15 protein-coding genes are annotated in these 11887 nt (G+C 65.4%); 14 read left to right on the forward strand and 1 reads right to left on the reverse strand.

Features of this window, described 5'->3' with window-relative positions; genetic code table 11:
* The first annotated feature begins 111 nt into the window (after window positions 1–111).
* The 12 genes from dctP to ACVC5H_RS11465 all read left to right on the forward strand — a co-directional run bounded on the left by dctP (window position 112) and on the right by ACVC5H_RS11465 (window position 10029).
* Window positions 112–1134, forward strand: coding sequence for a TRAP transporter substrate-binding protein DctP (gene dctP, locus ACVC5H_RS11410; protein ID WP_489622401.1), 1023 nt, complete (start codon window positions 112–114; stop codon window positions 1132–1134).
* Window positions 1131–1709: a TRAP transporter small permease gene (locus tag ACVC5H_RS11415; protein WP_489622402.1), complete on the forward strand. Its 579-nt coding sequence runs from the start codon at window positions 1131–1133 to the stop codon at window positions 1707–1709. Before dctP ends, ACVC5H_RS11415 begins: the two co-directional genes overlap by 4 nt.
* Window positions 1706–3055 (forward strand): TRAP transporter large permease, encoded by a 1350-nt coding sequence (locus ACVC5H_RS11420; RefSeq protein ID WP_489622403.1) that lies wholly within the window; start codon window positions 1706–1708, stop codon window positions 3053–3055. The genes ACVC5H_RS11415 and ACVC5H_RS11420 overlap by 4 nt, the downstream gene beginning before the upstream one ends.
* A complete protein-coding gene (mdcA, locus tag ACVC5H_RS11425) occupies window positions 3056–4723 on the forward strand; it encodes a malonate decarboxylase subunit alpha (protein WP_489622404.1) in 1668 nt (555 codons plus the stop codon).
* 24 nt (window positions 4724–4747) lie between these two features.
* Window positions 4748–5062, forward strand: coding sequence for a malonate decarboxylase acyl carrier protein (mdcC, locus tag ACVC5H_RS11430; RefSeq protein WP_489622405.1), 315 nt, complete (start codon window positions 4748–4750; stop codon window positions 5060–5062).
* Window positions 5059–5955, forward strand: coding sequence for a biotin-independent malonate decarboxylase subunit beta (locus ACVC5H_RS11435; RefSeq protein ID WP_489622406.1), 897 nt, complete (start codon window positions 5059–5061; stop codon window positions 5953–5955). Before mdcC ends, ACVC5H_RS11435 begins: the two co-directional genes overlap by 4 nt.
* A 9-nt stretch (window positions 5956–5964) precedes the next feature.
* Window positions 5965–6705: a biotin-independent malonate decarboxylase subunit gamma gene (mdcE, locus tag ACVC5H_RS11440; RefSeq protein WP_489622407.1), complete on the forward strand. Its 741-nt coding sequence runs from the start codon at window positions 5965–5967 to the stop codon at window positions 6703–6705.
* Window positions 6702–7430 (forward strand): malonate decarboxylase holo-[acyl-carrier-protein] synthase, encoded by a 729-nt coding sequence (mdcG, locus tag ACVC5H_RS11445; protein ID WP_489622408.1) that lies wholly within the window; start codon window positions 6702–6704, stop codon window positions 7428–7430. The genes mdcE and mdcG overlap by 4 nt, the downstream gene beginning before the upstream one ends.
* Entirely contained in the window at window positions 7418–8347 is a 930-nt protein-coding gene (gene mdcB, locus ACVC5H_RS11450) for a triphosphoribosyl-dephospho-CoA synthase MdcB (RefSeq protein ID WP_489622409.1), read from the forward strand. The genes mdcG and mdcB overlap by 13 nt, the downstream gene beginning before the upstream one ends.
* Window positions 8344–9288 (forward strand): ACP S-malonyltransferase, encoded by a 945-nt coding sequence (locus ACVC5H_RS11455; RefSeq protein ID WP_489622410.1) that lies wholly within the window; start codon window positions 8344–8346, stop codon window positions 9286–9288. The genes mdcB and ACVC5H_RS11455 overlap by 4 nt, the downstream gene beginning before the upstream one ends.
* Before the next feature lie 186 nt (window positions 9289–9474).
* Complete coding sequence (locus ACVC5H_RS11460; RefSeq protein ID WP_489622411.1) at window positions 9475–9750, forward strand: DUF6139 family protein; 276 nt, start codon at window positions 9475–9477, stop codon at window positions 9748–9750.
* Between the two features lie 36 nt (window positions 9751–9786).
* A complete protein-coding gene (locus ACVC5H_RS11465; protein ID WP_489622412.1) occupies window positions 9787–10029 on the forward strand; it encodes a hypothetical protein in 243 nt (80 codons plus the stop codon).
* A 55-nt stretch (window positions 10030–10084) separates the two neighbouring features.
* Here the strand turns inward: ACVC5H_RS11465 and ACVC5H_RS11470 are convergent, their stop codons facing one another.
* On the reverse strand, window positions 10085–10213 hold the full coding sequence (locus ACVC5H_RS11470) for a hypothetical protein (protein ID WP_489622413.1): 129 nt from the start codon (window positions 10211–10213) through the stop codon (window positions 10085–10087).
* Window positions 10214–10246: 33 nt separating this feature from the next.
* Between ACVC5H_RS11470 and ACVC5H_RS11475 the strand changes: the two genes are divergently transcribed.
* Together ACVC5H_RS11475 and ACVC5H_RS11480 are read left to right on the forward strand one after the other, a co-directional pair.
* Window positions 10247–11179, forward strand: a complete 933-nt coding sequence (locus ACVC5H_RS11475) for a 2-hydroxyacid dehydrogenase (RefSeq protein ID WP_489622414.1) — start codon at window positions 10247–10249, stop codon at window positions 11177–11179.
* 211 nt (window positions 11180–11390) lie between these two features.
* Window positions 11391–11885: an acyl-CoA thioesterase gene (locus ACVC5H_RS11480; protein WP_489622415.1), complete on the forward strand. Its 495-nt coding sequence runs from the start codon at window positions 11391–11393 to the stop codon at window positions 11883–11885.
* The last annotated feature ends 2 nt before the right edge of the window (window positions 11886–11887 follow it).

Here is an 11887-nt window from a genome sequence, read left to right on the forward strand (position 1 = left end):
CTTCCAGTGGATTTATGCTTGACAATGTATGCGTTTCGACTGAAATTGTATACATGATGAGAGCATAAAAACACACTCGCAGTTCCATCAATCCCTGGAGGAGATACCAGCATGACCGCATTGACCCGTCGCCACTTCCTTGGCACCTTAGCCGCCGCCCCGCTTGCCGCCGCCATGCCCGCCGCCTGGGCGCAAACGGCCAGTCTGAAGATTTCTCACCAGTTTCCCGGTGGCACCCTGACCGAAGGCGACTTCCGCGACCGCCTGGTGCGCATGTTCGCCCAGCAGGTGAACGAACGGACCAAAGGCGCACTGAAATTCGAGATCTACCCCGGTTCTTCGCTGATGAAGACCAATGCCCAGTTCTCGGCCCTTCGCAAGGGCGCGCTGGACATGTCGCTGGTGCCGCTGAACTATGCCGGGGGCGAAGTCCCGGAAACCAACATCGGCCTCATGCCCGGCCTGGTGACGTCCTACCAGCAGGGCGCGGCCTGGAAGAATGCCGAGGTCGGCAAGGAACTGGCCCGCGTGCTGGGCGAGAAGGGTGTGGTCATCATCAGCTGGATCTGGCAGGCCGGCGGCGTGGCCTCGCGCAGCAAGCCCATCGTCGATCCGTCCGACGTCAAGGGCATGAAGGTGCGCGGCGGTTCGCGCGAGATGGACCTGATCCTGAAGGAGGCAGGCGCCGCCGTGGTGACGCTGCCCTCCAATGAAATCTATGCCGCCATGCAGACCGGCGCCATGGATGCGGCCATGACTTCCTCGACTTCCTTCATGTCCTTCCGCCTGGAAGAAGTGGCCAAGGCCCTGACCACCGGGCGCGACAAAGCCTACTGGTACATGTTCGAACCGCTGATGATGTCCAAAGCCGTCTTCGAGCGCCTGCCCAAGGATCAGCAAGCCGTCATCATGGCGGTAGGCGCAGAGATGGAGCAGTTCGCCACCAAGGCCGCCCAGGCCGATGACATCGCCGTGGCCCAGGTCTACCAGAAGGCCGGCGCCAAGGTGGTCGACCTGAACGCCGAGGTCGTCAAGAAGTGGCAGGACATCGCCCGCAATACCGCCTGGAAGGACTTCGCCGGGCGTAACGCCAGCTGCGCCAAGCTGCTGGCTCTGGCGGAGAAGACCGTATGAGCCACGGTTTCGAGATGCCCGGCGCGGCGGCAGCGCGCCCGGCCGTCCCGGCCAGCGCCCCGGTGGCGTGGCTGGCGGCCTTCCTGCAGGGCTACCATCGGGTGGCCGTGTTCCTGGGGATGATCGCCTTGCTGGTCACCTCTTGCATCCTGACCTATTCAGTGGTGGTGCGTTACTTCTTCCATCAGCCGACCGACTGGCAGGATGAAGCGTCGGTCTTCATGCTGGTGGGCGTGATCTTCCTGTGCTCGGCCTATGTGCAATCGCTGCGCGGCCACATCGGCATCGAGGCGCTGGCGGGCATGCTTTCGCCGCTGGCCAACAAGGTGCGCATGTTCATCGTGGATGTGGCGTCCTTGCTGTTCTGCGCCTTCTTCACCTGGAAATCCTGGGCCCTGTTCCATGAAGCCTGGGCGGAAGGGCAGACCACCTCGTCGACCTTTGCGCCGCCCTTGTGGATTCCGTATTCCCTGATGGCGCTGGGCATGACCATGCTTACCCTGCAACTGCTGGTGCAAGTGCTGGTGCGCATCACCGGCACCGTTCCCGCGCCGCAGGCCGGAGGTGTGCAATGAGTCCGCTGACCCTGGGCGTCCTGTATGGCGTGGTCACCATCCTGGTGATGTGTTCGGGCATGCCGATCGCCTTCGCGCTGGGCGTGGTGGCGACCGGCTTCATGTATTTCTTCATGCCGGAATCGTCGCTCGATACCATCACGCAGAACGTCTATGAAGAAATCGCTTCCATCACGCTGCTGTCCATTCCGCTGTTCATCCTGAAGGGAGCGGCCATCGGTAAATCACCAGCGGGCAAGGACTTGTATTCGGCCATCCACGCCTGGCTGAACAAGGTGCCGGGTGGCCTGGGCATTGCCAACGTGTTTGCCTGCGCGCTCTTTGCGGCCATGGCGGGCTCTTCTCCCGCGACCTGCTCGGCCATCGGTTCGGCCGGCATTCCGGAAATGCGCCGGCGTGGCTACTCGCCCGGTTTTGCCGCAGGCATCATTGCCGCTGGCGGTACGCTGGGCATCCTGCTGCCGCCATCGATCACCATGATCCTGTATGCGGTGGCCGCTGAGCAATCGCTGGGCCGCCTGTTCCTGGCCGGTATCGGGCCGGGTGTGCTGCTGGTGATCCTGTTTGCCGGCTATGCCGTCTTCCGTGCACGCAAGGAATACAAATTGGCGCATGCCGTCTACACCGCAGGCGGGGCCAAGTCGGCCTACCTCGATGACGAGCATTTCACGCTGGCGCAGAAGGTGGAAATGCTGCCGCGCGTGCTGCCCTTCCTGATCCTGCTGATCGGCGTGATGGTGGCGCTCTATGGCGGCCTGGCCACGCCGTCCGAAACCGCTGGCCTGGGCGCGCTGCTGGCGCTGGTGCTGATCGCGGTGGTCTATCGCATCTACAAGCCGCGCGAGATTGCGCCGTTCCTGAGTTCCACCATCAAGGAATCGGGGATGCTGCTGCTCATCATCGGCATGTCGCTGCTGTATTCCTACGTGATGAGCTACCTGCACATCAGCCAGTCGGCGGCGCAATGGGTGGTCGACCTGCACCTGTCGAAATGGCTGCTGCTGGCGGTGATCCTGGGCATGGTGATCGTGCTGGGCTTCTTCCTGCCACCGGTGTCGATCATCCTGATGACCGCACCCATCATCCTGCCGCCGTTGAAAGCCGCCGGTTTCGACCTGATCTGGTTCGGCATCGTCATGACCGTGGTCATGGAGATGGGCCTGATCCACCCGCCGGTGGGGCTGAACCTGTTTGTCATCAAGAACATCGCACCCGATATCGCATTGGGCGATGTCATCAAGGGGACGATTCCTTTCCTGGCGCTGATGTTTCTCGCGGTCCTGCTCTTGTGCATGTTCCCGGGCATCGCGACCGTATTGCCTGACCTGTTGATGGGAGCCAAGTAAATGAGTAGTAGCGAACGCGTGTGGAATGCGCGCCAGACAAACCGTGAACAGCGGCTGGCGCGCGCCACCGCCGCATTGGGTAGCCAGTTGCAGGGCAAGATCGCGCCTGCGGACAAGTTGGCGGACCTGCTCTATGCGGTGCTGGAAAACGGCGACCGGGTTTGTGTCGAGGGCAACAACCAGAAGCAGGCCGATTTCCTGGCCAAGGGCCTGGCGGCGCTCGATCCGGCCCGGGTTCATGGCCTGCACATGCTGTTCTCGGTGCTGGCCTTGCCGGAACATCTGGACGTGTTCGAAAAGGGTATCGCCGACCGGCTGGACTTTTCCTTCTCCGGTCCGCAAGCCGGCCGCCTGGCCAAGCTGGCCTCGGCCGGCAAGCTCAACATCGGCGCCATCCATACCTACCTGGAACTGTTCGGCCGCTACTTCGTGGACCTGACCCCGCGCGTGGCGCTGGTGGCCGCGCAGGCTGCCGACCGCCATGGCAATCTCTATACCGGGCCCAATACGGAAGATACGCCCGCCATTGCCGAAGCGACGGCCTTCTCCAGTGGCATCGTGATTGCCCAGGTGAACGAAATTGTCGATGAGCTGCCGCGCGTGGACATCCCGGCCGACTGGGTGAGCTTCGCCATCAAGGCGCCCACGCCGCATTACATCGAGCCGCTCTTCACGCGCGACCCGGCGCAGATTTCCGAGATCCAGGTGCTCATGGCGATGATGGCCATCAAGGGCATCTATGCCGAATACGGCGTGCAGCGGCTGAACCATGGCATCGGTTTCGACACCGCCGCCATCGAACTGATCCTGCCGACCTATGCCGAATCGCTGGGCCTGCGCGGCAAGATCTGCAAGCATTGGGCGCTCAATCCGCATCCGGCCTTGATTCCTGCCATCGAGGCCGGGTTTGTGGAGTCGGTGCATTCCTTCGGCTCCGAGCTGGGCATGGAAGACTACATCCGTGCCCGTCCCGATGTCTTCTTTGTTGGTCCGGACGGCTCCATGCGCAGCAACCGCGCCTTCTCGCAGACGGCCGGGCACTATGGCTGCGACATGTTCATCGGCTCGACCCTGCAGATCGACTTGCAGGGCAATTCCTCCACGGCCACGCTCGGACGCATCGCCGGTTTCGGCGGTGCGCCCAACATGGGAGCGGATGCCCGTGGCCGCCGCCATGCCAGTGAAGCCTGGCTCAAGGCCGGCCAGCAGGCGCGCGCCGGTCGCAATACCATCCCGCGCGGACAGAAGCTGGTGGTGCAGACGGTGGAGACCTTCCGCGAACACATGCAGCCGGCCTTCGTCGAGAAACTGGACGCCTGGCAGCTGGGCGAACAGGCCAAGATGCCGATTCCGCCCGTGATGATCTATGGCGATGACGTCACCCACATCCTCACCGAAGAAGGCATCGCCAACCTGCTGCTGTGCCGTACCGAGGAAGAGCGCGAGCAGGCCATTCGCGGCGTGGCCGGTTACACCGCCGTGGGCATGGGCCGCGACAAGCGCATGGTCGAAAACCTGCGCGACCGCGGCATCATCCGCCGCGCCGAAGACCTGGGCATCGACAAGCGCATGGCCACCCGCGACCTGCTGGCGGCCAAGAACATGAAAGACCTGGTGCGGGCTTCCGGCGGGCTGTACAACCCGCCCAAGCGCTTCCGCAACTGGTAAGCCATCTGCAACGAAAGCGACACTATGGAAACTTTGACTTTTCGCTTTGAGCACGGCCAGCGCCGCCTCAAGGCTGCGCCTGAACTGGTCGGTGTGGTCAGCTCGGGCAACCTGGAAGTGCTGATCGAGAACGCGCCCCTGAACGGCGCCTGCGCCATCGAGGTCAAGACCGCCGCGCGCGGCTTCGGCACCATCTGGGAAGCGGTGATGACCGACTTCCAGCAGCGCTGGCAACTGGCCGATACCCGCATTTCCATCAACGACATGGGCGCCACGCCGGCCGTGGTCAGCCTGCGCCTGGACCAGGCCGTGGAAGCCATGGTGGAGGAAGGCCAATGAGCGCGAGCTATCTGGAAGCCACGGCGCGCGAGCGCATCCTGGCCGTGCTGGACGCCGGCAGCTTCAAGGAACTGCTGCCACCGGCCCAGCGCGTGGTGAGCCCGCACCTGGGCCAGCTGGACGCTCCGGTCTCCTTCGATGATGGCGTCATCATCGGTGAAGGCCTGCTGGGCGGGCGTGCCGTGATGGCCGCCGCACAAGAGGGCGGCTTCATGGGCGGGGCCGTGGGCGAGGTGCATGGCGCCAAGCTGGTCGGCCTGCTCAAGCGCGCCATTGCACGGCAAGCGGCTGGCGTGATCCTGCTGCTGGAAACGGGCGGCGTGCGGCTGCATGAAGCCAACGCTGGTCTCATTGCGGTCTCCGAGGTGATGCGTGCGGTGCTGGAGGCGCGCGCCGCCGGTATCCCGGTGATCGTGCTGGTGGGCGGCGCCAATGGCTGCTTCGGCGGCATGGGCATCGTGGCGCGCTGTGCCAATACCATCATCATGTCCGAGGAAGGGCGGCTGGCCATGTCCGGTCCCGAGGTGATCGAGACGGCCAACGGCGTGGAAGAATTCGATTCGCGCGACCGTGCGCTGGTCTGGCGCACCACGGGCGGCAAGCATCGCTACCTGATCGGTGATTGCCAGCAACTGGTCAGCGATGATACCGAGGCCTTCCGCGCCGCCGCCATCGCAGCGCTGGCCCAGGCCGGCGACGTGCCCTTGACGCTGGCCGCGCTGGAAGCCGAACAGGACATGCTGCGCCGTCGCATCGCCACCTTCGGCCATGCCGAGGATCCGATGGATATCTGGGCCGAGCTGGGCGTGTCCCGGCCGGAAGCGGTGCCGATGCTGGAAGCCGGCGCCTTCACTGCCATGGCCGAGCGCCTGCGCATAGCGTCCAAGGCTTGAGAGGAATCCATGAGTCAAATTGTCACCCCCACCCAGGTCGACTGGCGCGCGCTCGCGCAAGACCTGTTCCCGCAGGGTCATGCCATTACCGAGCAGGAGTATTTCCTCTCCGGCACGGCCCAGGTCGACGGCAGCACCGTCACCGTGGTCGGCACCACCGGCCACACGCCCATCGGCATCGAGATCGCCCTGGCCCAGGCCAGCGTGATCTTGCAGACGGTGCGTGAACATCCGGGCCGGCCCATCGTGATCCTGGTCGATACACAAGGCCAGCGCCTGCGCCACCGCGATGAAATGCTGGGCATCAACAGCTACATGGCACACCTCGGCAAGTGCGTGGAACTGGCGCGTCGCCAGGGCCACCGCGTCGTCGGCCTGGTGTATGACCAGGCCCTGTCGGGCGGCTTCATCACCAGCGGCCTGATCGCTGACGCCTGCTATGCCTTGCCTGCCGCCACCATCCGCGTGATGGGCCTGCCGGCGATGGCGCGCATTACCAAGGTGCCGGAAGAACGGCTGACCGAACTGGCCAAGAGCAATCCGGTCTTTGCGCCGGGACCGGAAAATTATCAACGCATGGGCGGTGTCGCCGAGATCTGGAATGGCGACCTGGCCCAGTCCCTGGTCGAGGCGCTGGCACAGGACCGCAGCGCCGACACGCGCGCGGCCACGGGACTGGCGCGTGGCGGCCGCAAATGGGCGCAACGCGTCATCGACGCAGTGGCCAACGATACGCCCTTGCAGGGATGAGCATGGAGTCCGCGCCGTCCCTTGCTGCTTCCCGCCACCATCTGCTCTGGCTGAAGGAGGCCGGCTGGGAACGCCTGCTGGCCGGCAGCGGCGATGACCGCCAGCATGCCACGCTGCGGCAGTGGCAGCGCATGCGCTGGCCGCTGATCGTGCGCCGGCGCGACGTGGATGCCAGCGATGAGGACCTCTGCGTCGGCATCGCCTTGCCGCCCGATGCGCAGGGCAACAAGCCGCGCATCGCCCTGCGGGTGCAGGCACAGGAGGTGGCGGCCAGCCGTGTGCCATTCCTGTTGCGCGATATCGTGGCCGCGCATCTGCCGGGCCTGCCCTCGGCCTGGCAGCCGGGGCTGGACGAATTGCAGCAGCACATGGACCGTGCCGGCATTGCGCTGGCCGTGTTCGGCTCGCTGGCCTGGCAGGCCGTGACGGCGCAAGCTTATCTGCGCAGCGGTTCCGACATCGACCTGCTCTTTGCGCCGCGCAGCCAGGCCGAACTGGAAGCCGGTGTGCGGCTGCTGGCCTGGCAGGCCATGTTCCTGCCGCTGGATGGAGAAATCCTGTTCCCTGGCGGGGCTGCCGTGTCCTGGAAAGAGTGGCGGCAGGTGGCCGTGCTGGGCACGCATCCCGAGGGCCGGGTGCTGGTCAAGCGTCCCGCCAGCGTGGCGCTGGAGCGGGTCGGTGCATTGCGCGCCAGCCTGCCGCAGGAGCAAGCATGCGCCGCCTGATGCAGCACGCGGATACGCTGACCCGGCCCCTCCATCACACCCAGAAGCGCCGGGCCGTCCGCGAGAACCTGGCCTTTTGCCGCCAACTGGCGCGCCTGGCGGTGCGCAGCCTGTACCAGGAACTGGTGCTCTATCCCAAGCCGGGCCTGGTGTCGCGCGTGGACAATGGTAGCCACCTGGACATGACCGCTCAGACCTTCCTGCGCAGCCTGTTCGCGTTGCGCCATTATTTTTTCCGGATCGCGGCGGCCGGACTGGACGCGGCCCCTTTCCACACCCTGAAGAAACTGGCCATCCAGGCCGAAGAGCGCATGCTGCGCGCTACCGGTGGCGTCAATACGCATCGCGGTGCCATCTTCGCGCTGGGCATGCTGTGCGCGGCCATGGCCCATGCGCGTGCCCGCCACATGCCCTTGCAGCCAGCCACCATCCGCGCCACCTTGCTGATCCAGTGGGGCGATGCGCTGGCGCGCCATAGCGCCGCAGCAGCAGGTGGCGACGAGCACAGCCATGGCCAGCGCGTGGCGGCCGAGCATGCCGTGGGCGGGGCGCGGGAAGAGGGGGCCTTGGGCTTTCCGTCGGTGTTCGAAGTGGCCTTGCCGCAATTGCAGGCCACCCTTGCTGCCGGGCGCGATGATGATCACGCCCGGATCGATGCGCTCTTTGCGCTGATGGCGCAACTCAGCGATACCAACGTTTACCATCGCGGTGGCGCCGAGGGCGCGGCGCTGGTGCGCGAACGCAGCGCCGCCTTCCTGGCCGCTGGCGGTACCGCGCGGGCTGGCTGGGAAGCCGAAGCGCTGGCCTGCCATCGGGAGTTCGTGGCCCGGCGTTTGTCTCCGGGCGGTGCGGCCGATCTGCTGGCAGCGGCTTGCCTGGTGCATCAGGTAAGCTTGCTGGAGGCCGACAAGGGATGAGCATGCGACTGGCCATCCTCTGTCCGGGGCAGGGCGCGCAGCATGCGGGCATGTTCGACCTGCTGCGTGATGAACCGCAGGCCAGCGCCTTCCTGGCGCAATCCGGTCTGCCGGCGCACTTGCAAGCCCCTCTTGAAGCGGTACTGGCCGATTCCCCCCGGCTCTACGCCAATCGCAACGCCCAGCCGCTGATCGTGGCCGCCCAGCTTGCCGCCTGGCAGGCGTTGCGCGAACCCTTGACTGCCATCGCAGGCGCGCCCGTACTGGTGGCGGGCTACAGCGTGGGCGAATTGTCCGCGTATGCGGTGGCCGGGGTCATCGAGGCGCGCGATACCGTGGCGCTGGCCGCGCAGCGCGCCGCAGCAATGACGCTGGCCGCCAGCGCGCAGCCCGCTCAAGGATTGATGGCCATCGGCGGCGTACCGACAGATCGTGCCCGGGATTGCCTGGCGCGCCATGGCGGCCATGTGGCCATCATCACGGGCGAGGATACGCTCATCGCCGGGGGCGCCGAGGCCGCCCTGCAAGCGGCAGCGGCTGAACTGGCTGGATCGGGTGCGCGCACCTCTGCCTTGCCGGTTGGGCTGGCCTCGCATACACCACTGATGCAAGCGGCCACGGCACCGTTTGCTGCACAACTGGCGGCGCGTCATCTGGAATCGCCCAGCCTGACGCTGCTGGCCGGCGTCAGCGGCCAGGCCATCACCGATGCGGCGCAGGCCCAGGCGCTGCTGGTGCGCCAACTGGTCGAACCCATCCAGTGGGCCGCCTGCATGGACGCCTGTGTCGAACGGGGCGTCACCGTGGCGCTGGAACTGGGCCCCGGCGCAGCGCTCTCGCGCATGCTGCGCGAGCGCCATCCGCAGATCGCCTGCCGGTCCCTGGCTGATTTTCGCAGTCTGTCCGGCGCCCTGGCCTGGCTGCGGCGGCAGGCGGACTGAACGCTGCGCTGCACACATCACCGAGTGGCATCGCACCGATGGCGGTGCTATCTTGAAGCCATGCCTCCTCCCTCGCCGGGCGCCGCTGTCGGATCAGGCTGACAGCGCAACCCGCTTTGTGCATCTCCCCGCGTCCTCACGGCGAACCAATGGCGGGTCGTCCAGTCGCATCTTGAAGCAATGCCCATGTTCAACCCGACCAGGAGGCCCAAGATGAAAGTCGATGTGTACAAGCGCCCGGACGGCGACGGTCTGTTTTCCTACCTCGTCCTGCCCCACGAAGAACCGCTGCCCGACGAAGTGACCAATACCGATTGGCAACTGCATGAACAGAACGTGGATTTCGAGCGCGACGGCAAGCGGCATTTCACGCTGGAGGCGGAAGACGCCTTCCTGCAGATCGGCGAAAAAGGCTATGCCATCACCCATCTGCACGATCGCGCCAGCGACGGCGCTGCCTGAGCCAGCCGGCCCACAGCATCACCAGAGGAGACCATCATGCCCACCGAACAAATAGGCGATTACGAAGTGGAATACGCGGGGGTGCGCGTCATCGGCGGCGAGCAGTGGGTGGCCCAGGTGGCCATCTTCGGCCATTCGGCCAATCCCATGCACCGCAACCCGGTGTTCCCGGTGCAGCGGGTACTGCCCGACCAGACCTTCGCCGACGAAAAGGCGGCCGAGCAGGGTGCGCGCCAGGCTGCGCACGACCTGCTGGAGAAACAGCAGGCACGGCATTGACCGGATGCACCCGCCCTGAGTGCTGACTTGGGGTCCCCCGATGGCCCGGCGCGCTTCACGGTGCGCCGGGTTTTTTCATGGCACGGCCTGGCATGGCATGGAATTCGCATGAAGCATGGCTGACCGAGGTACGGCCCGCTTTGCGGTTTCGCAATAGAATGGCGGTCATTGCTTTTTCGTTCATCTCTTCCTTACCCACGTCTTGCCAGGTCCCCTCATGAAACCGCCCCTGCTCGTCCTGATTCATCTTTCCGAAGAAAGCACGGCCACCATCGCCGCCCATTACGACATCCTGTACGCACCGGACCGCCCGCGCCGCGACGAGATGATCGCCGGCCCCGCCAGGAAAGTGGCGGTGGTGCTGACCAACGGCTCCACCGGCCTGACCGCCGATGAAATGCGCGCCTTGCCGCATCTGCAACTGGTCTGCGCCCTGGGTGCCGGTTTTGAAAACATCGACGTGGCCCACGCCAAGGCCAACGGTATCGAGATCGCCACCGGCGCCGGCACCAACGAAGATTGCGTGGCCGACCATGCGCTGGGCCTGCTGCTGGCCATCGTGCGCAACATCCCGGTGCTGGACCGCTACACCCGCGACGGCGGATGGCGCGAGACCATCCCCTTGCAGCCGCAACTGGCCGGCAAGCGCGTGGGCATCGTCGGCATGGGCAACATCGGCAGGAAGATTGCCCGCCGCGCTGCCGCTTTCGATGCCGAGATTGCCTACTGCAACCGCAAGAAGCGCGATGACGTCGATTTCCACTATTTCCCGGACGTGGCCCAACTGGCCGGCTGGGCCGACTGCCTGATCGTGGCCGCTCCCGGTGGCGCCCAGACCCAGCACCTCATCAATGCGCGGGTGCTGGAAGAACTCGGCCCCCGGGGCTATCTGGTCAACATCGGCCGCGGCAGCACCGTCGATACCGCCGCCCTGGCCGCAGCCCTGTCGTCGGGCCGCCTGGCCGGCGCCGCGCTGGACGTCTACGAGGGCGAGCCCAAGCCGCCTGCGGCCCTGATCGGCCTGCCCAACGTGGTGTTGACGCCGCATATCGCCGGCTGGTCGCCGGAAGCCATCAGCGCCTCGGTGCAGCAGTTCCTGCGCAATTGCGAGGAGCATTTCGCGGCGGCCGAGCCGGTACTGCGCGCCTGAACAGGCACAGGCCCGCCCATGATGCGAGTTTTTTTTGCCATAGCCGGGCTGGCTGGCCGATAATGTCGGCCGCGGCCAGGAAGCTTTCCTCCACGAAAGCTTCCTGGCCGGCCACCTGCGCGCTCGGGGAAGCGTGCAGGCGGCCGGCGCCGTGTTTCATCCATTCCAAGATCAACCCATCGCCATCACACTACAGAGAGAGCCAAGCACCATGGATCTGCCATCTCATCAACTCACCATGACGGTCCTGATGACCCCGGACATGGCCAACTTTGCCGGCAACGTGCACGGGGGCACCATCCTGAAGCTGCTTGACCAGGTGGCCTATGCCTGCGGCAGCCGTTACGCCGGCCAGTACGTGGTCACGCTGTCGGTGGACCAGGTGATGTTCCGCCAGCCCATCCACGTGGGCGAACTGGTGACCTTCCTGGCCAGCGTCAACCATACCGGTAAGTCCTCCATGGAAATTGGCATCAAAGTGGTCGCCGAGAACATCCGCACCCAGGAAACCCGCCACGTCAACAGCTGCTTCTTCACCATGGTGGCGGTGGATGACCAGCGCAAGCCGATCCCGGTGCCGCCGCTGCGCCCGTTCTCGCAGGAAGAAAAGCGCCGCTTCGATGCGGCCGTGATCCGCAAGTCGCTGCGCCAGGAACTGGCGCGCCGCTACGAGGAATTCAAGCCGGGCGCCGACAAGGCGAATTGATC

This window comes from Herbaspirillum sp. Her3, assembly GCF_057961275.1.